Source organism: Caproicibacterium sp. NSD3 (assembly GCF_053613275.1).
In genome coordinates this window covers 992,003-1,013,862 of record NZ_CM132119.1, presented here as the reverse complement: position 1 = coordinate 1,013,862, position 21,860 = coordinate 992,003, and the positions used below count along the sequence as shown (strand labels likewise).

Genomic DNA, 21,860 nt, shown 5'->3' with positions numbered 1-21,860 from the left:
AGCTACAATTATTAAAAAAACGACATGCACAGTTTGCAGGTGAAAAAATGTTTTACGACAATATGAAATTAAAGCGCAACGGAAAAGTTCCGCTGTATCAACAATTATATGACCAAATTAAGCAGGCAACCGCGAACGGAGCACTTCGTCCGGGACAAAAGCTCCCTTCTATTCGGGTTTTGTGTGAGGACCTCTCTCTGAGCCGTACTACGGTCGAAGCTGCTTATCAGCAACTCTGCGTAGAAGGTTATCTCGAATCGAAGCCGCAGAGCGGCTATTATGTACTGACAGCGGGCGGGCAAAAACCTGTAAAGCCGCCCATTCTTTCCGATACTCCCTCTGTCCCTTTTTATCGTTACAATTTTGGTGCAGAATCCGTGGACAGTGACTGTGCCGATCTTAAAGCTTGGCGCAGACATATTCGGGATCATCTGAACCGCCAGGAAGTTTTGATTCGTTACGGAGAGCATCAGGGAGAATTACCGCTGCGGGAAGCTCTGCGCGACTACACCTATGAAGCGCGCGGTGTGATCTGTAATACCGAACAAATTGTAATCGGCGCAGGTACACAGCCTCTTTTATATCTGCTCTGCGGACTTCTGCAGGGAAAAGTCGGTGCCGTCTCCATGGAATCTCCCGGATTTTTACAAGCCGAGCAGGTCTTTTCAGACTGCGGAATCGGTGTAATCAAGCTTTCTGCAGATAAAAACGGCCCGAAAATTTCTGATCTCTATGAAAGCAGTGTTCGCTTATTATATGTGACCCCCTCCAGCCGTCCGCAATCTGGGGAGCCAATTCCCCTTTTGCGTCGGCAGGAACTTCTTCAATGGGCAAAAGAAACCGATGGCTTAATTATCGAAGACGACTACAATGGAGAACTGCGTTATCGTGCCCGTCCGATCGGTGCAATGCAGGGAATGGGAAACGGCGGCAAAGTCATCTATCTTGGTTCTTTTTCAAAGCTTCTGCTCCCCAGCGTCCGAATTAGTTACATGGTACTTCCCTCAGCGCTGCTGCCCACCTACCTGGAACGAGTAGGGCGTTATAATCAAACTGCTTCCCGTATTGAGCAGCTTGCTCTTTCCGACTATATTAAAAGCGGCCAAATGCAGCGTCATCTGCGGCGACTAAGAAATGTTTATGCACAAAAGAGTGAGCTTTTACAGCAATCTTTAAAAACACAGTTTGGAGATTTTGCTGATATTTCATTGCAGGAAATCCCACTCTATGCGGTGATCCGGCTAAAAAATGCCCCTTCTGTTCCGCGTCTTGTAGAACTTGCGGCAGCCGAAAGCGTCCGGGTTCTTCCCGGGCAGAACGGAACGATTCTTTTGAGTTTTGCAGGAATCCCACAAGAAGAAATTGTTCCTGCCGTAAAAGCACTGGGGCGTGCATGGAACAAAATTTTTTACAAATAATTAAACGTTTTTCTTTTTAATAGATAGAAACAGCCAAAAAGAAGCTCCTTTTCCTCTTGTTATCCCGAAAAAACCTTGATTGAAGATTTTTTTCATAGTATAATAAGTATCTATGAAATATTTTGTAAAAGAAAATGCTACAATATGTAGGCAAATAAATCAGCATGAGGAGTAAGAATAGATGATCTGCCAAAACAAATACCACACTCACGCTTGCGGCGAAATTCTGGAATCCGAAATTGGAAAACAGGTTCGTGTTGCCGGATGGGTGGAAAACATTCGTGACCACGGCGGTGTTCAATTTTTAGATCTGCGCGACCAAAGCGGCGTTGTACAGATTGTTGTCCACGATGAAACAATGCTTAGGGAAGTCAATAAAGAATGCAGTCTTACTGCTGGTGGAACCGTAGTTCTCCGAGATCAGGATACCATTAATCCAAAGATTCCAACCGGTACCGTAGAGATCAAAGTGGACAGTCTTACCGTTCTCGGAAAATGCCTGCCGAATCTTCCTTTTGAAGTTTCTCAGAGCCGCGACACAAAAGAAGATGTACGCTTAAAATATCGCTATCTGGATCTGCGCAATCCAAAAGTGCATGACAACATCGTCCTGCGCAGTAAAATCATCTCCTATCTCCGTCAGCGAATGACAGAACTCGGATTTTTGGAACTGCAGACCCCCATTCTCTCTGCTTCTTCTCCGGAAGGTGCACGAGATTATTTGATTCCAAGCCGCAAACATCAAGGAAAATTTTATGCGCTGCCGCAGGCTCCGCAGATTTTTAAGCAGCTTCTGATGGTTTCCGGATTTGACCGGTATTTCCAGATTGCTCCCTGCTTCCGTGACGAAGATGCCAGAGCTGACCGCTCCCCCGGAGAATTTTATCAGCTTGATTTTGAAATGGCTTTTGCCACTCAGGAAGATGTTTTTAAAGTAGCTGAGGATGTTCTCTATCCTACTTTCTGCAAATTCGGCGATGGAAAAACAGTCTCTCCTGCTCCTTTTAAGCGGATTCCCTATGAAGAAAGCATGCTGCACTATGGTACAGACAAGCCTGATCTGCGCAATCCTCTTTTGATTGTTGACCTCTCCGATCTCTTTAAAGAGACTGCCTTTAAACCGTTCCGCGGCAAATGTGTACGCTCCATCACAGTTTCTGACTGTGTCAAACAGTCCCGCAGCTTTTTTGAGCAGATGCTGAAATTTGCTCTTTCCATCGGTATGAAAGGTCTCGGTTATATTGAAGCGATGGAGGACGGCTCCTTCAAGGGCCCAATCGATAAGTTTCTAACCGAAGAGCAGCGTACAGAAATGATCAAACGTTCCGGTCTGAAAAAAGGAGACGTTATCTTCTTTATTGCGGACGATAAAGACTTTGCTCCAAAACTCGCAGGCCAGATTCGCACAGAGCTCGGCGAACGTTTGCATTTGATCGACGAAAGTCGCTATGAACTCTGCTATATCGTTGATTTTCCAATGTACGAAATTGACGAGGAAACCGGAAAATATATCTTCACTCACAATCCCTTCTCTATGCCGCAAGGCGGTATGGATGACCTTCTTCATAAAGCCCCGGAGGACATTCTGGCCTACCAGTATGATATTGTCTGCAATGGTGTAGAACTTTCTTCCGGTGCCGTGCGTAACCATGATTTGGAAATCATGAAGAAAGCCTTCGAGATTGCAGGATATACCGAGGATGACCTGAAAAATAAATTCTCTTCTCTCTATAATGCGTTCCAGTACGGCGCTCCGCCGCATGCCGGAATGGCACCTGGAATCGACCGCATGGTAATGCTCTTGACCGGTGAAGATAATATTCGTGAAGTCATTGCATTCCCCATGAATTCCAATGCACAGGACGTTATGATGGGCTCTCCCAACACGGTTACCGAACAACAGTTGCGGGAGATTCACATTAAATTGCGGTAATTGTCTGAAAGGAGATTTAAAATGGGAAATCTAAACTTTAAACAGACTCTTTCTCTTGCAGTCGTAATTGTTGTTGCCTGCGTTTTGATTTTAACACTGATCAAAGGGCTGGGCTACCTCGCAATCACCTTAGTCAAACTGGCTCTGCTCTGTGCTTTAGTCGCATTCGTTATGCAGCTTGTTCGGCATATCGAGGAAAAACGCGCATCTAAATAATGAACCGTTATTAGCGGATGAACCGCATATTAAATAATCCGCCGGAATCATTTGTGCAGCCAGCATGGGAATTTCCTTTTCCCCTCTTGACTGCACAATTTTTAAACCCGGCAAAAGGAGGAACCTTATGGTCAGCCATGAAGAACTGCTGAGTCTTGCAAAGCTTGCAAAACTTTCTATTCCACCCGAAAAGCTTCAGAATCTTGCGGAAGAAATGAATTCCATCATTGATTTTGCGGATACCATCAATTCCATTCCCGCAGATCAGAACGATTTTGATAATATTAACGGTCTTTCTAATGTGTTTCGTGAAGACACCATACAGGAAAGCCTGCCGCAAGAAGAAATTTTGAAAAATGCGCAGGATCAGGACGACGGCTGTTTTCTCGTAAAGAAGCGGTCATAAGGAGGAAACAAATGGATTCTTACAGTACGATTCGAAAAATTCAGGAAGGGCTCCTCCACAGGGACTATTCCTGCGAAGAACTGACCAAAAGTTATCTGGACGCAATCGAACGCGATAACCAGATCTTAAATTCCTATGTGACTGTCACTCCGGAAGAAGCGTTTTCCGCTGCAAAAAGAGTGGATCAGAAAATTGCCGCCGGAAAGCCGCTTTCCCCTCTAGAAGGCGTACCGATGACCTTAAAGGACAATATCAGCACCAACAAGATTCCAACGACCTGCTGCTCTAAGATTTTAAGCGGTTACACCCCAATCTATGACGCTGCTGTCTGGGAAACTTTAAAAGCACAAAATGCTATTCTTCTCGGCAAAACCAATATGGATGAATTTGCAATGGGTTCCACCTGTGAAACAAGCTGCTACGGCGGCGCCAAGAATCCGCACAACTTAAAGCGGGTCCCTGGTGGTTCTTCCGGCGGAGGCGCCAGCGCTGTTTGCGCAAATCTCGCCGCTTACGCATTGGGCAGCGATACCGGCGGCTCTATCCGGCAGCCTGCTTCTTTCTGCGGTGTCGTCGGGTTAAAACCAACCTACGGTGCAGTCTCTCGTTATGGCCTGATCGCATTTGCAAGTTCCTTCGACCAAATTGGGCCGATCGCCGGCTGTGCCGAAGACGCCGCACTGGTCTTTGATGCGATCTCATCTTATGACGAACGTGACAGCACCTGCAGCGGACGAAAAGGGGCTCCCTGTGCTGAAAGTTTAAATCAATCCATCAAAGGCATGAAAATCGGTATTCCGAAAGAATATTACGAAGGTCTGCGCCCCGGTGTTCAAAAAGCATTGGAAGACGCTCAGAAAACCTATCAGGAGCTTGGCTGTGAACTGGTTCCTCTCGCTTTACCGGAACTTCAGTATGCACTGCCTGTCTATTACATTTTGGCTTGTGCAGAAGCTTCTTCCAATCTCGGCCGCTATGATGGAATCCGTTACGGTTATAAGACTGAGTCTTACAATGATCTTAATGAAATGATCTGCAAAACTCGCAGTGAAGGTTTTGGCGCGGAAGTTCAGCGCCGGATTCTCCTCGGCACTTATGTGTTGTCTTCCGGCTACTATGACGCCTATTACAAGAAAGCACAGATTCTGCGCGGAAAAATCGTCGATGCATTTAGATCTGCCTTCCAAAAATGTGATATCATTCTTGCCCCCACTGTTCCAGTAACGGCACTCCCCCAGCATTACAGCTCAAATGCCGTTGACAATTACCGCACGGATATTTGCACCGTACCGGTCAATATTGCCGGATTGCCGGGAATCAGCGTTCCCTGCGGAAAAGACGAAGACAATATGCCGGTTGGAATGCAGCTGATCGGCAGAAAATTTGAGGAGGCAACGATTTTGCGGGCCGCTCACCAATATGAAAAAGCTGTTCGTGACACCGTATTTTGCCCGGTAAAAATGGGGGTGAAAAAATGAGTCAGTACGAACTGGTTGTGGGTCTTGAAACCCATGTGGAACTTGCTACCAAAACAAAAATCTTCTGCAGCTGTACCACCGAGTTCGGCGGAGAACCAAACACTCACTGCTGCCCCATCTGCATTGGGTTGCCCGGCACTCTTCCAAAACTAAATCAAAAGGTTGTGGAATATGCCATTATGGCGGGTCTTTCCACCCATTGTGAAATTGCAGAAGAAAGCAAAATGGATCGTAAAAACTATGTTTACCCTGATCTGCCAAAAGCTTATCAGATTTCACAGTACGATCAGCCCCTTTGTAAAAACGGCTACCTTGATCTTTCTGACGGACGCAGAATCCGGATTCTGCGTATTCATATTGAAGAAGATGCCGGAAAGCTCGTTCATTCCCGTGGAAATACTTATGTAGACTATAACCGCGGCGGTGTCCCTTTGATTGAAATCGTCACAGAACCGGATTTCCGTACGATTGACGAAGTGCGCGAATATGTAGAGAAAATTCAGTCCATCATGCGCTACATCGGTATCTCCGACTGCAAAATGCAGGAAGGTTCCGTGCGATGCGACGTCAATATCTCGACAAGAGAAAAAGGCGCCAAAAATCTTGGCACTCGTACCGAAATCAAAAACATGAACTCAATCAATTTCATCACCAAAGCAGTAGAATATGAATTTGCACGGCAGATCGACCTTCTGGAAGCCGGTAAAGAGGTTACACAGGAAACTCGCCGCTACGATGAAACAAACGACTGCACCGAAGGAATGCGCGGAAAAGAAGATGCACAGGATTACCGCTATTTCCGTGATCCTGATCTCGTTACGATTCATGTTCCAAAAGAAAAGATTGCCGAATTGAAGGCTCTTCTGCCGGAGCCGGAAGAAGATAAATTCCACCGCTACACCGAAGAATATCAAATCAGTGAAGCGGATGCCAAAAATCTTCTCCGTTACCGTCGCTGCTGGCAATATTTTGATCAGGCTTCTGAGGGAATTCAAAATAAGAAAGCGCTCGCTTCCTGTATTTTAGGACAGATTTTTCGCCGTCTGGAAAGCGACAGTGCCAAGGAAGCTTTCGAAATCAATGTTACCCCCAAGCATCTCCATGAACTGATCAAATTGTTGGACGATGGAAAGATTCGGATGAACCTTATAAAGTCCACTTTGGAAAAAATGTTGGACACTGGGAAACCTGCCGCTGACTTTTTGTCAGAAAAGGATCTTGCCGGTATCAGCGATGAAGATCTGCAAAAGCTTTGCAAAGAGGCAATCGAAAAGAATCCAAACGCTGTAAAAGATTATCTCGGCGGCAAAGAAAAAGCAATTAAAGCATTAGTTGGCTTTGTGATGAAGTCAACCCATGGCCGTGCAGATGCCCAAAAAGCAGAAACGACTCTGGTGGATCTCTTTAAAAATTAAATAATTTTCTGATATCGTTCTTAAAAAGGTTTCCGTCTTCCTATCTCAGGAAGGCGGAAACCTTTTTTCAAGTTAGCACCATTCAAATTAAATTTGTATAGACTGGGTTATAAATTATTTGAAGGTGAGGCAACCATATGCAATTTTTTGAGGCTTTTTTATTTGCTTGCTCCGCAAATCTTGATAATATGACAATCGGCATTACTTATGGAATCCGAAAAATTCGGATTCCTTTTCTGTATAATGTAATTATCGCTCTTGTTTCCTGTGTAGGGACCTTTCTTGCAATGACTCTTGGCAGTTTTGCAGCTCATTCTCTCGCCCCAAAATATGCACAAACGATCGGCAATCTTTTGCTGATTTTTCTCGGCCTCTATTTCTTATGGGATGGTATAAGACCGATTTCTCCCAAAGAGACACCGGCTAAAAATACGAACGCTCAATCTCTTACCGCCTCCCCTTCCGTCCTTTCTCTTTCTCAAACTTTACTGATTGCTTGCGCGCTGACCCTTAATAATCTTGGTATGGGAATTAGTGCCAGCATTGCGGGACTTCCTTCCGTTTTAACCTCCTGCTGCACTTTTTTCGTAAGCATTGCCATGCTATGCCTTGGGCAATACCTTGGAAAAACCTATTTAGCTAAAATTCTAGGTCGTTATGCAGAAGCAATTTCCGGCTGCATTCTGCTGATTTTAGGGCTTTGCGAATGTATTTAACAGCTCTTTTCCAAAAAGGACAAATAAAAAAGCAGTCACCACGATCTATAAAACACCAAGATATCTAAATTTCAAAAAATGATTGTTCATCTCATATTCCCTATTATTCTTATATTTTCTTTATTTTACCATTTATTTTCTTTAAAAACGATTTTTTTATTAAAGATTTGACAAATCATTAGATTGTGATATAATGTAACAAAAATGTAATTGATGATTACAAAACTTACATTTATTTTAAAATCAACGATAATAAAATAGAAAGAAGGATACGATTGAAATTAAAAAAATCTGCAGTCTTACGTATTTTAACAGTCGTTTTGGCCTTCTCAGTTGTTACTGCAAACATGGCACTCCCTGCTGTTCATGCAGAAGATAGCGCTTCTCTGCAGGCACAACAGTCTGAGCTTACCAATCAACAAAAAGAAAATGATGATCAACTTTCCGCGTTGCGGCAGAACAAAGATCAAAAGGCAGCTTATGCCGCCGCTTTGCAGTCACAGCTCGCTACAATTGAAGACGAAGTCAACAATTATAACAATCAGATAACAGACCTGGATCTGCAGGCACAACAAGTTCAGGATGACATCGACAAAAAGCAAGTGCAAATTGACGATGACACCAATCAATTAAAAGAGCGTCTATGTGCTCTTTACATGAGTGGAGATGCCTGCAACCTGCAAATTCTTCTCTCTTCAACAGATCTGCTGGATCTGGCTGACAAAACAGAAGCAGTCACCATGGTCACGCAGCACGATACCGACTTGATTGATCGGCTCAAAACAGAGAAGCAGGAAGTCCAGGATCAAAAACAAGTAATTGACCAAAAGCGTCAGGAAGTCTCAGCATTAAAAGACTCTGTTGATCAAAAGCAGCAACAGTTGTCCTCTTCCCTAAATGAAACTACGCAATTCCTGCAAGATATTGGACAGCAAGAACTTGATCTGGAAAGCAAGAGTTCTTCTTTGGATGCAAAAACCGCTAAGATCTCTGCCGCCCTCAGCAGTTGGTCCGGACAACAAACTGCGGCAAGTACTTCTACAACTCAAACGGCAACTGCTACTTCCGGGAACAGTGAAAACGATAATTCCGGCTCCTATAGTGGTGGTTCTTCCAACAGTGGCTCTTCTGGTTCGTCCGGAGGATCAGGATCTTCCGCCTCTTTCTCCAGCGTGATTGCCAAAGCGGAATCTGCTCTTGGAAAGCCTTATGTAATGGGCGCCGCTGGACCAGATGCTTTTGACTGTTCCGGTTTGATCTGCTGGGCTTATGGAATCTCCAGAACCACTGCACAAGGACTTTGCAATGAATGTTCTAGAATTTCTGTTTCTGAAAGACAGCCTGGCGATTTGATCTTCTTCCAGGGAACTTACAACTGCGGAGAAACCGTTACACATGTTGGCATCTACATCGGCAGCAATATGATGATCGACGCAGAAGATGGCGGCGTTTCGGAATGCTCAACAGAATCTTCTTATAATCTGCAGCATTTCTACTGCTATGGTAGACTATAAAGAAACTACATAAAAATTTTCACCCGGATGATTTTTCATCCGGGTGTTTTTTTACAAAAGAAATGATAAAAGGGATCGCTTTGAATGGCGGTCCCTTTTATTGTTAAAATTTTTATTTTTCTTCAAGACACGAAAAAACAGAATCTAGATTTCTAAGAAAAACGGGGTCATTCTGATATTGTCCATGAAAACTAATAAAAAACAATCCATCTTCTTTACAGAGAAACAAACGATCATATCCCATTTTTAAAAAATTCGGATTGCCAATCTCCCCTAAAAAGTGGAGCGCCGGTGCATCTTTTTCATATTCCATCTCTGCACAAGTTTTTTCTCTGCGCATCGCTTCCATAAAATCATCATCTACACGCTGCTCGTGTGTAAGCGGTTTTTGCTCCGCCAGACACTCCTCAAATGCAGGATAAAATTTTTTGACTAAATCGCTATCTTTCGCAGCCGACGCAGAAGTCCCATATTGATAAAAACGAATTTTTTTGAGCTTTTGATTGGCATGTCCTGTCTTTCCAAATCCATAAAATGCAAAGAAGCATAAAATCGCTGCTACAAGCACAATTCCTAAAATTTGCTGCATAATAACCGTCCTTTATTTTGATTTTTCCGTGGGATTTAGTATACCACTGCTCCCTATCATTTACAAGACGGTCATTGAAACAATTTGACTACATTTTCTACCTCCTGCTGCTTCTCCTGAGCCAGAAAGTCATCATAAGCGTAAAACATAAAGCCATCGCATTTAGCCGTACGGCCCGCCTCCACCTGCCTTGCCATCACGTCCGTACTATTTTCCCACGCACCGCTGTCCGCATTGGAATCTGTTTTATACAGTCCCAAACCAAAATAAAGCTTTACTTGCGGTTCCGTTACTAAATTTCTCCACGTTTCAATCGCATTCTCATATGGGAGAACCGGATGATTAAAATTCACATAAACCTGAGGGCAAATATAATCCACATAGCCCTTTGTTTGCCCCCATGCTGCAACGTCTGCTCCCATTTTTCGATCGTTCTCTAAATTCACCTGCGGTGACACTCCGAAAACAGTCTGTGCAGAAACGTTTTTAATTGCCTGATATACTTCTGTCATCATCGCATTAATATTGGCTGCACGCCAATCCAGGAGAGACAGACGGCTACCATCGGATTGGCCACTACAATAACTCTGATAAGCTTTCTGATCAAAGTCTTCTTTGTCGGTCGGATAAAAATAATCGTCAAACTGAATTCCATCCACCGGATAATTATGGACAATTTCTGCAGCTCCATCTGCAATGAGTTTTCGTACCGCCGGGTATGCCGGATTAAAATACTTTCCATTTTCCCAATCCACCACGTAGTCGGCGGTTTCCTCGCTGGAACGGTAGAGATTATAAGGATTCTGTTCTGACAAAATAGACGGCGTCTGATTTACCTGAATGCGCAGTGGATTAAGCCATGCATGAAATTTCAGCCCTTCTTCATGCGTCTTCTGAACCATATAGGCAAGTGGGTCATAGCCTGGGTCTACGCCCTGTGTACTGCCGGTTAAATGTGACCACGGAAAGTATGCGCTGGGATAAAGTGAATCCGCAAACGGGCGCACATGAACAACTAGGGTATTCATACCATTCTGTTTCGCGGTCTCTACAATTTTGTCAAATTTCTGCTGAAAGGCCTGTTCACTTTTATCCGATTCACGGCTCATATCCAGCGTCATATAAGGGACCCAAACAGCCCGCATTTCGTCTGTGTTGCTGCTTGCAGACGATGCCTCTACAGCGGTTACAGCAGATGAAGGCAATGATTCAGATGCGCTTTCTGAAGGGGCCGACTGTGAGAGACTAGAAGTCGCTTCACCATTTCGTCTTCCAAAAGTCATTGAGATAATAACAACTAGTACTAATGCTAAAATTCCAAGTAAAATTGTATGCTTGTGAATTGAAAACACCATTTTTACATCCTCCTCATTATTTGACTTCGATCAGAGTATCCGGTACTATCATATATAGGGACAATCTTATTTTTTTAGAACGGAGGACTATGCTTTTGGAAAAATTTCTAATTGGCTATCTGCTTTTTATCAACCTACTCTCCTCTGCTTTCATATTTCATGACAAACGTGCTGCAAAACTGAACAAACAGAGAGTTCCAGAACGAACACTTTTTATTTTGGCGATTTTAGGCGGCAGTCTCGGAATTTTTTTCTCTATGCTGATTTTTCATCACAAAACCAGAAAATTAAAATTCATGATTGGAATTCCATTTATCTTAATTTTACAACTGATCACAGAATTTTTAATTGAAAGAAACATCAATCCCTCTTTTCCTTTTTGATATAACAATAAAGCCTCACTGATAACCGCTTTTTCCTCTTTTAAAAATGGTATTTTTTGCTTTTATTTGTCCATACTCTTTTCGGAGGTGTTTTTATGGATAAAAAATATGGAAACATGTTTGAAATGCTCAAGGATAACCCGGAAGCAAAAGCCTATTTTGATAATCTTCCGCCGACAGTTCGGCAGCAGATCAGTACCAGATCTTTCAACGTCAATTCGTTCGAAAGTCTGCAAAATTACGCAGATAATTTAACACGCGGAGACTATTAAGTTTTAAATGTAAAAAAGGGACACTTTTAAAAAGTGTCCCTTTTTTTATTTTTTTAAGAAGCTTCAAATAAAAAAGCCCAAATGCAATCTGTATTCAGACTTAGTATGGTTAGGAAATGGAAAATCACAAGGCGAAACATTACATGCTGATCCTGGGTGGACGCTCCCGCGGATATTTTGCCGATATCTTAAGCCACAATCCAAACATACGTTTGAACATTGTGTCTCTTCTAGAGAACACCGAAGATAACCCCCAGCATGAATTACTAAATAAAATCGCGGCTTTTGAATTCTCTTTTATTGCCTGCGAAAAATATGCGCACGTCGCCGGAACGAAGAAGTTAGGGGCATTGGATAAATACATACCCAATATGGGTACGGTGGTCCTGTATTACAGGCTGGCTTTCGCACGGAATAATGATTGGATAAATTTTATCTGTTGCAAACTGTCGGTGAGCAGTTTCAGACTTTCCATTTCCATCGGATTTACTCCGATGATTCTTCCAAAAAGCAAAATAATCACTACTTCAAGTAACCCAAATCTCATTGCCAATGATGCTGACAATATTTTGAAACGGCTTGCCGCCCGCAAAAACTGGAACATCCATTAAACCAAGAGGAATTCTTATGACTCATCAAATCCGAACAAAGTCACTTTTATGTAGAATCAGTAGCTTTATTGACTACTGATTTTGGGGAACATCTCAAATTTATGCTTCCCTTATATCATCTACCACAAGGGCACCCCACGCACAGACTCAGGACATATCGTTACTGTGATAGTGTTGCCGGATAATGTAACAGCGCCATTTCTGGCCAGTGTTCGGCCATTCACCACTACACCCGTATTTACCGTAATTGACGTTAACGCCAGAATGCTTCCCTGGAATGAAGACCCAATTCCGAGCGTTGCTGAGCTTCCTACTTGCCAAAATACATTGCATGCAAGAGCTCCATTTATAAGGACCACGCTGCTGCCTGATGCTGTTATGAGCGTAGTGGCAGTCTGAAATATGAAGACGGGATTTTCGACACCATTACCGTCTAGAGTAAGAGTCCCCGTTATCTGGAAAGTGCCATCGTTTGAAGCATAAACGCCAGGAGTCAATGTTGTTCCGCCAAGTTCAGTCGGGATAATAACAGGCGTTCTTCCTGCTGCATCGTTATAGGCTGTGACTAAGTCGTTTTTTGCCGCTTGCGTAACAGCGTCCCCCATATGATTTATCCCAAGTATTGTAACTGTTCCAAAGCCGGTTTCAGTTGTTGTTGGAAACGTCCCAACATCCCCCGTAATCGTGGTCACACCAGTGTTAGTAATTCCAGATCCGGCCAGGACTGCAAATCGAGTAGCCGTTCCAAGGTCTACTGTTAGTTGGGCCATGGTAATAACACTCCCTTTCACTCTATAATAATATTCGGCCGATAGTTGTTTAGTTCATCAATAAATTCATTATCATTATTTTCCTGGGTGGTATTTCCGGGATTAAATCAACTTTTCTTTTATACTAATGATTTATAAAAAGCGGAGAAAAGATTGCGTAAAAATGCTGGAGGATTGAGTACAAGCGAGAGCTAAATCATCTTATATAAACACCAAAAAGTCTGGACGCGAATTGCGTCCAGACTCAGTCTGATGGTGCGAGGGGGGGACTTGAACCCCCATGAAATTGCTTTCACATGGACCTGAACCATGCGCGTCTGCCAATTCCGCCACTCTCGCATTTATCTTCAATTTTCCGACTTGAATATAATATCATATCTCACCTTTGTTGTCAACCGTTTTTACGGCATTCATAACAAGAAAAAGCGGCCTCTGCACAATCCGCAAAGGCCGTTAATTTTACTTTTATTCTAACAAAAAAGTCCTTCTGATTTTATAGTAAAGCCCGCACAATCTCATCCGTATGCATGCTGCGGGAGCCTTTCACTAAAACAGTATCCCCGGCAGTCAAATATTGTTTAAGCGCTTTCACTGCCTGCTCATTTGTTTCGCATTCTTTGTATTCAAGTTTGGGATCTACACTCAGTGCTCCTTTTACAATCTCTTTTGCACGCTCCCCTACCGTAACCAAAAAATCAACGCCGGATTTTGCCGCGCAAATTCCACATTCAAAATGTGCTTTCTGAGAACATTCTCCCAGTTCCAACATATCAGCAAGTGCCGCCACACATCTTCCCTTCTTAAAAGAAGAAAGCACCTCCAAACTGCTCTTGACTGCATCCGGGCTGGCATTATAGGAATCATCAATAATTGTAATACGGTTTGCTTCATGAATCTGTTGACGCATCGCGAGCGGACGATAATTTTTCAGAGCACAAATTGCGTTTTCAGCGGATACTCCCAACTTTTCTGCCACTGCAATTCCCAGCATGGCATTGATCACATGATGAGTCCCGAGAACCGGCAGATAGACTGGCCATTCGGACTTTCCGTGGCTTACCAGAAAACAAGTATGTCCATTCTGCATTTGAATATTTTTGGCTCGATAATCACATTCTTCGGAAGTCCCAACATAAATCTCCTCAAAGGGAAGCTTTCCATGCAAAGAAGCTAAACGCGGATCATCTCCATTTAAGAAAAGGACGGAATCTTTTTGGAACTGATCGGTAATATGTAGCTTTTGTTCCAAAATATTCTCCTGTGTATGCAAATTTTCAATATGAGAAATTCCGATATTCGTCATCACCGCATACTTTGGTGCTGCAATTTCCGCAAGACGGCTCATCTCTCCAAATTGGCTCATACCCATTTCGATCACTGCCGCCTGCTGATCCTCTTCCAGTTGAAATATCGTAAGCGGCAAACCGACCTGACTGTTCTGGTTTCCCTGCGTTTTCATCACTTTGAGCTCAGAAGAAAGCGCCAACGCCACCATTTCCTTGGTCGTTGTTTTTCCGACACTCCCTGTAACCCCAATCACCGGAAGAGAAAACTTTCTCCGATAAGCACCAGCAAGCGTCTGCAGTGCTTTCAAAGTATCCGGCACTGCAATCCACACATGGCTGTCATGCATCGACTGATGGTTCTGCGTGAAAGTAGCAACAGCACCTGCTTTAAAAACTGCTGGAATATAAATATGTGCATCGGTGTGTTCTCCGCGAATCGGGACAAAAAGCGAGCCTACCCCTGCCTGCCGACTATCCGTACAGACCGATGTAATCAATGCTGTAGGATCTCCGCAGAGAATCTTTCCACCGCAAGCCTCTGCAGCTTCTTTTACCGTCATTTGCATAAAATTCTTTACGCCTTCCCTTCCGACTTTAGAATATCACGGACAACTTCACGTTCATCAAGATGATATTTTACGCCCTTAATTTCCTGATAATCCTCATGGCCCTTTCCTGCGAGAACAACAATATCCCCGTCTTCCGCATGATCCATACAATAGCGGATTGCTTCTTTTCTATCCGGAATGACTAGATACTTTCCGTCGGTTTTATGCAGGCCAATTTCAATATCAGCGATAATATCCATCACATTTTCAAAGCGGGAATTATCTGCTGTTACAACAGACAAATCCGCAAATTTTCCGCTCATTTCACCCATTTCGTACCGGCGAATTTTCGGACGATTTCCACCCGCTCCAAAAAGGCAAATCAGACGATGCGGCTGATATTCCCGCAAAGTAGTCAAAATGTTTTCCATGCTGACCGCATTATGGGCGTAGTCAATCAGCAACGTATAATTGCCGGGCACAGGAACAGGCTCTACTCTGCCCTTTACTTTAACCGTATCGAGCCCCTCTCGGATCGCTTTTTCAGAAACATTAAAATGACGGCAAACCGCCACTGCAGAAAGTGCATTATAAACGCTGAATTTTCCCGGAATATCCACCGTGATATTTTTAGCGTTAACTGCTCCTTGCAAATCAAACTGAACTCCAAGATAACCCGGGCGGGAAACGAGCTTTTCATTGGAAGCTCGCAGCTCAGCTTTATCTGAAAATCCATAAAATTCGAGGGGACAAGTATGCCCCTCGACGATTCCCTGCCAATTTGGATCATCGAGATTAATAATTCCCAACTTGCTCTGCTGAAACAGCATTGCTTTACAACGACGGTATTCTTCCATATCTTTGTGCTCTACACCACCGATGTGGTCAGGAGAAAAATTGGTAAATAAACCAATATCAAACGTAAAACCGCTGACCCGATGCTCCCGAAGGCCAATGGAACTTGCCTCGATCACACAGGCTTTACAGCCGGATTCTACCATATGACGCATAGCCGACTGAATCTCATAAGAGGCAGGCGTTGTATTCTCTGTCTTTGTAATCTGGTCTCCGATAACCGTACCGATCGTCCCGATAATTCCGGTATGGATTCCTGCACTCTCTAAAATAGAGTGTACCATATAGCTGACAGTCGTCTTCCCCTTGGTTCCGGTGATTCCAATTACCGTAAGTTCCTCGGCAGGATTTCCAAACCATGCTGCCGACAATACAGCAAGCGCATATTTTGTATTTTCCACCCGGACAACAGCACAGGAAAGCGTTTGGACATCTTCCTGTACAACGACGGCTGCAGCACCGGCGTCCTGAGCCTGTTTCACAAACTGATGCCCATTAAAATTTGGTCCTACCATACAAACAAAGACGCTGCCCTTAACAACTTTTCTGGAATCATAAATAACACCCGTAACTTCGGCGGTATTGTCTCCTTTTAAACTGCAAGGCAGATCCTGTATCAATTCTTTTAAAATCATGGATATTCCTCCGTTGATATCAAAATTTAAGTGGTTTGCCGAATATAATAACGAAAGTATCATTCCATCAAATGAAGAGACTTATCATACACGGTAACGCGAGAACCCTGACGCTCAAACTGATGGCAAAATTCCAGTGAACGATCCTTCGAATCGTCATTGATCAACAGCAATTCCAAATCGGGATTACTCTGCTTCAGGATACTTTCTACACACGAATTCAATTTTTCTTCGCTGTTATATCCTGGTACAATCACTGAGAGTGCAGACAAATAAATCCCTGCATTCAAAATTTCTGCTCATAAAGACGTTTATACGAACCTTTATATTATATCATCTGCAAAAACGGATTACAATCTTTTGCCAAACATGAATAGCTTTCCCCCTTTTGTTCATAATAAAATTGGTGATGTATTTATGATGATTTCTTTAATCCGTACACTACTGCTATACATAGTGATTATAGCAGCGGTTAGGCTCATGGGAAAACGACAAATCAGTGAACTGCAGACAAGCGAACTGGTGGTAACACTTTTAATTTCTGATATTGCAGCCATTCCAATGCAGGATACCGGTCAGCCTCTCGCAAGCGGATTCATTCCAATCGCCGTTCTGGCAATCTGCGAAGTGGGCGTATCCTTTATCATGATGAAAAGCGGAAAATTCCGCGAAATGATTTGTGGAAAGCCCATCATTGTCATCCGAGACGGCAAAATTCAGCCGCAGGAAATGCACCGCCTACGAATGACAACAGAAGATTTATTTGAAGCAATTCGGCAAAAAAATGTTTTTCATATTTCTGATGTCTCCTACGCAATTGTTGAAACAAACGGAAAAATGAGCATTCTAAAAAAGCCTGAACAAGAAATGCCAACTGCGGGAGCTCTTGGGGTTGCTCAAACCGATTCCGGATTCGAAACCGTTGTGATCAGCGATGGTATCATCAACGATTCTTCACTCAATCTTTGCAATAAGAATCGTATTTGGTTACAGAACATTCTGAAAAGCAAACAGTTGCAGCTAAAAGATATTTTTATCATGACTGCCGATACCAGTGGCAATTATCAGATTATTCGGAAAAGAGGCAAAGTATGAATCGGCTTATTATCATCGGTGTTCTTGCGGTTCTGCTGGGCGTAGTCTGCAATCTGGGAATGCACACAACTTTGCAGTATACAGACAATATGATACAGGAACTTACCAATGCAAAATCGGTCTCTGCTTCTGGGGATTATGACCATGCACAGGAACTTTGCATGGAAATAAAAGAGGACTGGCAGGGCTGCCATGAGGTTCTCTGCACCTTTATGCCTCATGCTAGGCTAGAGGCCATTGATCAAACACTTTCTACACTGCCGGAATTATGTGAAACAAATTCGATTGAACAATTTTACTCTGAATGCGATCGTGGAACTGTTCAATTGGAATATTTAAAAGAAAGCGAAGTTCCAACTTTGCAAAATCTTTTTTAAAAGTTTAAATCGAAATCCTGTAAAAAGAGTCGGTACAATTTTCTAACAAAGAAAATTTGCATCGACTCTTTTATTGATCCTAAAATTTTTTTCGGTTTCTTGACAGTTAACAAACCTTAGTTTATAATACACCTTACGCTTAACAAACAGACTAAATTTACAAAAGGAAACGAATTTATGATTTTTAAAGAAACAGGAAATAAAAAGCTTCCAACCATTATCCTACTGCACGGCGGTGGGTTATCCGACTGGTCGTGGAATTACACTGTACAGCTTTTGTCATCCGAGTTTCATCTAGTAACCCCTATTTTAGACGGGCATGGTGAAGATGGCTCTGAAACATTTATCAGCATTCAGAAATGCGCAGAAGAACTAATCAGCTATATTGAAACCCATTGCGATGGAAAGGTATTTGCGATTGGCGGACTTTCTATTGGTGCACAGATTACAGTGGAAATACTGTCTACAAAGCCTGATATTACTCAATATGCCATTATTGAAAGTGCTCTAACAATTCCCATTAAAGGCACAACTACTATAACAGTTCCAGCTTACCAACTGCTTTATGGTCTGATTAAAAAGCGCTGGTTCTCTAAACTACAGGCAAAGTCCCTGTGTGTCCCTGATGAACTATTTGAAACTTATTATCAGGACAGTCAAAAAATCAGCAAACAGTCTTTAATTAACCTTACACTGAGTAACGGTAATTATCATTTAAAGCCTTCTATCGCAGATACTCATGCAAAGGTCTTGATTATTGTCGGCTCAGACGAAATTAAAGTGATGAAGGAATCTGCCGAATTGCTGCATCGTACAATCCCGAAAAGCCAACTGTATATTGCTAAAAATATGAAACATGGTCAGCTCAGTTTGGTACATACAGAGCAATATATCAATCTGTTAAAAAACTTTTTCGAATAAAAGAATGATCATTGTCGTGCCAAATCTTTATAAAAAACAGGAGTGCTTCGCTGCTTTTAAATCAGCCAAGCACTCCTGTTTTTTATATTAGACAATTATTGAGAAACATAAGAAAACGGATTTTCTTTCGTTCCGTTAAGAATCACTTCAAAGTGGCAATGAGGGCCGGTAGAATATCCGGTGCTGCCCACTAACGCAATTAGCTGTCCCTTTTGTACCTTTTGACCAACAGAAACAAGAAGCTGAGAAGCATGACCATATAAGGTCACATAACCGTTGCCGTGATCGATCATCACGCAGTTTCCGTATCCGTCTCCGGTATCGGAAGCCTTGGTGACAGTTCCTCCGTCTGCTGCAACAATTTGAGATCCAAAGGCGTTTCCGTCAGAAATATCAATGCCGGGATGGAACTTTCCCCAACGATATTCAAACCCTGTCGTAATCGTATGCATGGTCGGCGTTGGCCACTCAAAAGTACCAGTCGCCATTCCTGCAGGACAGTCTTTCGTCCCAGTCAATATGACCTTAGAAACCGCATCTTTAAGCACCTCTGTATGAGTTGCCTCTTTATTCGTCTCCTTGCCATTGACACTCGTAATACAATAAGTGACTTGCTTTTGGCCATTTTCTCCTTCTGTCTCTACAGAAGTCTGTCCTTTATAAAGCGTATCGCTGTCTTTTTGTACGGTATCATAAGGAATTTCTTCTGTTTCTTGCTTTGCGCAAACGGACTGAATGGAAATCAGCGGCTTCTCCTGAGAAAGCTTGATGGTATCTCCACTCTTAAGAGAACTAAAATCAACATCCGGATTTTTTTGAGAGAGGGTCTCAACAGTAAGCCCATTTTCATTTGCAATCTTCTGGGCATTTTCATTGCTCTGAACTTGATAATTCGTCTGTACCGTTTGTTTTGATAAAAGCAATGCTTTCATCGTCTCGTCGGTTAAAACAGACGAAGCCGGATAAGTGCCCGGAATACATCTAACATCAGAAAGGAATGTGGAAGTATCATCCTCTCCATCTCCTTTTGCCGAATCCAATAAATTCTGCAAAAGTTTCTGCAATTCACTTTCATCTTTTACTGCACCTACAAAGTTTCCATCTATATACAGCCCACAGCTGTCAACTCCGATCTGCTGATCCTTCTGTAAAAGCAGATTATCGGCCGAAGAAGAAAGATGATCCGATACGGAAGATGGTGTCGCGCGAAAAGCAGGCACATAAGTCTGGTTTGTATTGATTTTTAAATCAGAAATCGTTGTTTGTACTTCCTGATTTTGAGATGCTTTTTGTACCGACGCATAAGCGGTAATTCTAGGCGTCATCAGATGTATGCCGCCAATCAAGCATGCCACTACTAAAAGGCTGGCCGCATAGCGTACCTTTCGATCCCGAAACGTGGCAGAAAAACTTTCTTTCTGCCAGTCGTTCTCCGCAGAAAAATAGGTCTCTGTCTCACGGCCTACCTGAGAAAGAAAAGAATGGTCACTATGAGAACGACGATCTCTGATTGGATTTCTCATAATTGCTCCTCCTTGCATATAGAATATATTACGCATTCGTAATTTATGTTACACATTTGTAATAATTCATATTCTACCGCAAAGATTACAATTTTGCAACCATTTTTAATTGTCAATTTCTACAACGGAATTTGTCTTTTATTGTTTGTATTGTAAATTTTCAACAGTCCAATGCTCAATGACAGGCAAAAAATTCTTTGCCTCCCAAATTGCACCATTTAAATCGTGTTCCTGATAGTTTCCGCATTCCTTTGCTTTTGCTCCTGGGATCTCTCCCTGATAAAGAGCGATCTTTTGAAAAATCTCGATAATCAAGTTAATTGCTGTTTGAGGAGGAAGATCACGCACCAAAAAATAGAATCCTGTACGACAACCCATTGGTCCAAAATAAATGACCTGGTCGGAATAAGCACTGTTGCGGGCAAAAGTTGCAAACAAATGCTCGATCGTATGCAGCGCTGCATTTTCCAAAAATGGCGGATGATTTGGTCTGCGCATACGAATATCATAAGTTATAATATCCCCATCAATACGAGAAGTATAAATGCCAGGCATTAATACATCATGGTTCACGCAAAAACTTTTAATCTGATTCACTTAAAATAACTCTCCCTTCAAAATTTCTGTTCTCTGTAAATTCATAAAAATCGTTTGTCGAAAAGAAATGACGAATTAATTCCATGCTATCTTCTACCGACTGATCGATCAAATCGAAAAAGCTTCCAGTTCCTTCTGCTCCCTCCCATGACCACGGTGCCAATAAAATATTAGCATAATCAAAATTTTCATCTTCCATAATAGGGCGAATATGGCTGGTGATCGTTCTTCCTGAATGTTCGATTTTTCTCAAAAAGGCACGCTTTAAACCAGTTTTATCAGTCAAAAACCGAAAAGCTGTGCGGCAATCTTTTGTTGCCTGATAAAGAGCCTCTTGGGATACTTTTTTCCCATAAGCGGATAAAATGACCTGCTGATAGAGCTCTGCAATCTTTTGTTGAACTGTCTCATCCTGCGGAACCGTACGAGTCAGCGGAAAATCAACAGGAAGTTCCCCTAATTCACTTCTTAAAACAATGGTATCCAGAGCGGACTCAATCTCATTGTGATAAACACTTAAATCCTGAGAAGGATCTTTTTCTTTCAAAAAATTTGCCCAGTAAAACACATACGGATGAGCGGTCCGATCCAAAGAATAATGGCATAAAAATCCATAAGCATAGGAACGCATCAAGCTACCCGGCATCTGGCCACAAACATTACGCAGCGCGCGAAAAAAAGGTTCGGGAGCTTCCCGATGAATTTTCCCTCCCCATTCGCAGAGACTTTTTCCCCTTTGCCATGGCAAATAACGATGTGTAAAAAGAAAATCCGGTCCCTGTGCGCCCCAAAGAAATGCATCACCATTTTGGACCTGAATGTTTTCCTTTTTCATTTCTTCCAAAACTTTTTGGGACTGCAGATAATGTGTAATTGCTGCAGGCATAGCTGATACTCCCCTTCCAAGTCTCTTTCATGAAAAGACTTGTCCTTTTTAATTCCATAAA

23 protein-coding genes and 1 tRNA gene are annotated in these 21,860 nt (G+C 42.7%); 14 read left to right on the top strand and 10 right to left on the bottom strand.

Annotation, left to right across the window (positions count from 1 at the left end):
* The first annotated feature begins 47 nt into the window (after positions 1-47).
* The 8 genes from pdxR to ACVS9P_RS05005 all read left to right on the top strand — a co-directional run bounded on the left by pdxR (position 48) and on the right by ACVS9P_RS05005 (position 9,096).
* A complete protein-coding gene (pdxR, locus tag ACVS9P_RS05040) occupies positions 48-1,418 on the top strand; it encodes a MocR-like pyridoxine biosynthesis transcription factor PdxR (protein WP_452104538.1) in 1,371 nt (456 codons plus the stop codon).
* Positions 1,419-1,599: 181 nt separating this feature from the next.
* Positions 1,600-3,351: an aspartate--tRNA ligase gene (aspS, locus tag ACVS9P_RS05035; protein WP_452104537.1), complete on the top strand. Its 1,752-nt coding sequence runs from the start codon at positions 1,600-1,602 to the stop codon at positions 3,349-3,351.
* 21 nt (positions 3,352-3,372) lie between these two features.
* Positions 3,373-3,567, top strand: a complete 195-nt coding sequence (locus ACVS9P_RS05030; protein ID WP_452104536.1) for a hypothetical protein — start codon at positions 3,373-3,375, stop codon at positions 3,565-3,567.
* A gap of 127 nt (positions 3,568-3,694) precedes the next feature.
* Entirely contained in the window at positions 3,695-3,973 is a 279-nt protein-coding gene (gene gatC / locus ACVS9P_RS05025) for an Asp-tRNA(Asn)/Glu-tRNA(Gln) amidotransferase subunit GatC (RefSeq protein WP_266163245.1), read from the top strand.
* An 11-nt stretch (positions 3,974-3,984) separates the two neighbouring features.
* The gene (gene gatA, locus ACVS9P_RS05020; RefSeq protein WP_452104535.1) at positions 3,985-5,451 is read left to right on the top strand and encodes an Asp-tRNA(Asn)/Glu-tRNA(Gln) amidotransferase subunit GatA; all 1,467 of its coding nucleotides are present in this window, start codon (positions 3,985-3,987) and stop codon (positions 5,449-5,451) included.
* Positions 5,448-6,866 (top strand): Asp-tRNA(Asn)/Glu-tRNA(Gln) amidotransferase subunit GatB, encoded by a 1,419-nt coding sequence (gene gatB, locus ACVS9P_RS05015; RefSeq protein WP_452104534.1) that lies wholly within the window; start codon positions 5,448-5,450, stop codon positions 6,864-6,866. Before gatA ends, gatB begins: the two co-directional genes overlap by 4 nt.
* A 137-nt stretch (positions 6,867-7,003) precedes the next feature.
* Positions 7,004-7,582 (top strand): manganese efflux pump MntP, encoded by a 579-nt coding sequence (locus ACVS9P_RS05010; RefSeq protein ID WP_452104533.1) that lies wholly within the window; start codon positions 7,004-7,006, stop codon positions 7,580-7,582.
* A gap of 275 nt (positions 7,583-7,857) precedes the next feature.
* Positions 7,858-9,096 (top strand): C40 family peptidase, encoded by a 1,239-nt coding sequence (locus ACVS9P_RS05005; protein ID WP_452104532.1) that lies wholly within the window; start codon positions 7,858-7,860, stop codon positions 9,094-9,096.
* A 112-nt stretch (positions 9,097-9,208) separates the two neighbouring features.
* Here ACVS9P_RS05005 and ACVS9P_RS05000 read toward each other — a convergent pair whose 3' ends face one another.
* Both ACVS9P_RS05000 and ACVS9P_RS04995 read right to left on the bottom strand, forming a co-directional pair.
* The gene (locus ACVS9P_RS05000; protein WP_452104531.1) at positions 9,209-9,685 is read right to left on the bottom strand and encodes a hypothetical protein; all 477 of its coding nucleotides are present in this window, start codon (positions 9,683-9,685) and stop codon (positions 9,209-9,211) included.
* Positions 9,686-9,756: 71 nt separating this feature from the next.
* Positions 9,757-11,040 (bottom strand): glycoside hydrolase family 10 protein, encoded by a 1,284-nt coding sequence (locus tag ACVS9P_RS04995; RefSeq protein ID WP_452104530.1) that lies wholly within the window; start codon positions 11,038-11,040, stop codon positions 9,757-9,759.
* Between the two features lie 95 nt (positions 11,041-11,135).
* Between ACVS9P_RS04995 and ACVS9P_RS04990 the strand changes: the two genes are divergently transcribed.
* The 3 genes from ACVS9P_RS04990 to ACVS9P_RS04980 all read left to right on the top strand — a co-directional run bounded on the left by ACVS9P_RS04990 (position 11,136) and on the right by ACVS9P_RS04980 (position 12,306).
* On the top strand, positions 11,136-11,423 hold the full coding sequence (locus ACVS9P_RS04990) for a DUF1294 domain-containing protein (RefSeq protein ID WP_452104529.1): 288 nt from the start codon (positions 11,136-11,138) through the stop codon (positions 11,421-11,423).
* A 95-nt stretch (positions 11,424-11,518) separates the two neighbouring features.
* Positions 11,519-11,695 (top strand): YdeI/OmpD-associated family protein, encoded by a 177-nt coding sequence (locus ACVS9P_RS04985; protein WP_452104528.1) that lies wholly within the window; start codon positions 11,519-11,521, stop codon positions 11,693-11,695.
* Positions 11,696-11,838: 143 nt separating this feature from the next.
* Positions 11,839-12,306: a hypothetical protein gene (locus tag ACVS9P_RS04980; protein WP_452104527.1), complete on the top strand. Its 468-nt coding sequence runs from the start codon at positions 11,839-11,841 to the stop codon at positions 12,304-12,306.
* A gap of 119 nt (positions 12,307-12,425) precedes the next feature.
* On the opposite strand, the gene ACVS9P_RS04975 is transcribed toward ACVS9P_RS04980, so the two are convergent.
* From ACVS9P_RS04975 to ACVS9P_RS04955, 5 genes are all read right to left on the bottom strand, one after another.
* Positions 12,426-13,076 (bottom strand): ice-binding family protein, encoded by a 651-nt coding sequence (locus ACVS9P_RS04975; protein ID WP_452104526.1) that lies wholly within the window; start codon positions 13,074-13,076, stop codon positions 12,426-12,428.
* Positions 13,077-13,329: 253 nt separating this feature from the next.
* Positions 13,330-13,415: transfer RNA gene (locus tag ACVS9P_RS04970), tRNA-Leu, on the bottom strand.
* A gap of 154 nt (positions 13,416-13,569) precedes the next feature.
* Positions 13,570-14,928 (bottom strand): UDP-N-acetylmuramoyl-tripeptide--D-alanyl-D-alanine ligase, encoded by a 1,359-nt coding sequence (locus ACVS9P_RS04965; protein ID WP_452104525.1) that lies wholly within the window; start codon positions 14,926-14,928, stop codon positions 13,570-13,572.
* 8 nt (positions 14,929-14,936) lie between these two features.
* Complete coding sequence (locus ACVS9P_RS04960; RefSeq protein ID WP_452104524.1) at positions 14,937-16,400, bottom strand: UDP-N-acetylmuramoyl-L-alanyl-D-glutamate--2,6-diaminopimelate ligase; 1,464 nt, start codon at positions 16,398-16,400, stop codon at positions 14,937-14,939.
* Between the two features lie 59 nt (positions 16,401-16,459).
* Positions 16,460-16,690 (bottom strand): glycosyltransferase family 2 protein, encoded by a 231-nt coding sequence (locus ACVS9P_RS04955; protein ID WP_452104523.1) that lies wholly within the window; start codon positions 16,688-16,690, stop codon positions 16,460-16,462.
* Positions 16,691-16,880: 190 nt separating this feature from the next.
* Between ACVS9P_RS04955 and ACVS9P_RS04950 the strand changes: the two genes are divergently transcribed.
* The 3 genes from ACVS9P_RS04950 (at position 16,881) to ACVS9P_RS04940 (ending at position 18,793) form a co-directional block, all read left to right on the top strand.
* Positions 16,881-17,495 (top strand): DUF421 domain-containing protein, encoded by a 615-nt coding sequence (locus ACVS9P_RS04950; protein ID WP_452104522.1) that lies wholly within the window; start codon positions 16,881-16,883, stop codon positions 17,493-17,495.
* Entirely contained in the window at positions 17,492-17,872 is a 381-nt protein-coding gene (locus ACVS9P_RS04945) for a DUF4363 family protein (protein ID WP_452104521.1), read from the top strand. The genes ACVS9P_RS04950 and ACVS9P_RS04945 overlap by 4 nt, the downstream gene beginning before the upstream one ends.
* Before the next feature lie 177 nt (positions 17,873-18,049).
* Positions 18,050-18,793 (top strand): alpha/beta fold hydrolase, encoded by a 744-nt coding sequence (locus tag ACVS9P_RS04940; RefSeq protein ID WP_452104520.1) that lies wholly within the window; start codon positions 18,050-18,052, stop codon positions 18,791-18,793.
* 95 nt (positions 18,794-18,888) lie between these two features.
* On the opposite strand, the gene ACVS9P_RS04935 is transcribed toward ACVS9P_RS04940, so the two are convergent.
* From ACVS9P_RS04935 to ACVS9P_RS04925, 3 genes are all read right to left on the bottom strand, one after another.
* Complete coding sequence (locus ACVS9P_RS04935; protein ID WP_452104519.1) at positions 18,889-20,316, bottom strand: peptidoglycan DD-metalloendopeptidase family protein; 1,428 nt, start codon at positions 20,314-20,316, stop codon at positions 18,889-18,891.
* Between the two features lie 138 nt (positions 20,317-20,454).
* Entirely contained in the window at positions 20,455-20,913 is a 459-nt protein-coding gene (locus ACVS9P_RS04930; protein WP_452104518.1) for an S-ribosylhomocysteine lyase, read from the bottom strand.
* Positions 20,900-21,799: a zinc dependent phospholipase C family protein gene (locus tag ACVS9P_RS04925; RefSeq protein ID WP_452104517.1), complete on the bottom strand. Its 900-nt coding sequence runs from the start codon at positions 21,797-21,799 to the stop codon at positions 20,900-20,902. Before ACVS9P_RS04925 ends, ACVS9P_RS04930 begins: the two co-directional genes overlap by 14 nt.
* Positions 21,800-21,860: the final 61 nt, after the last annotated feature.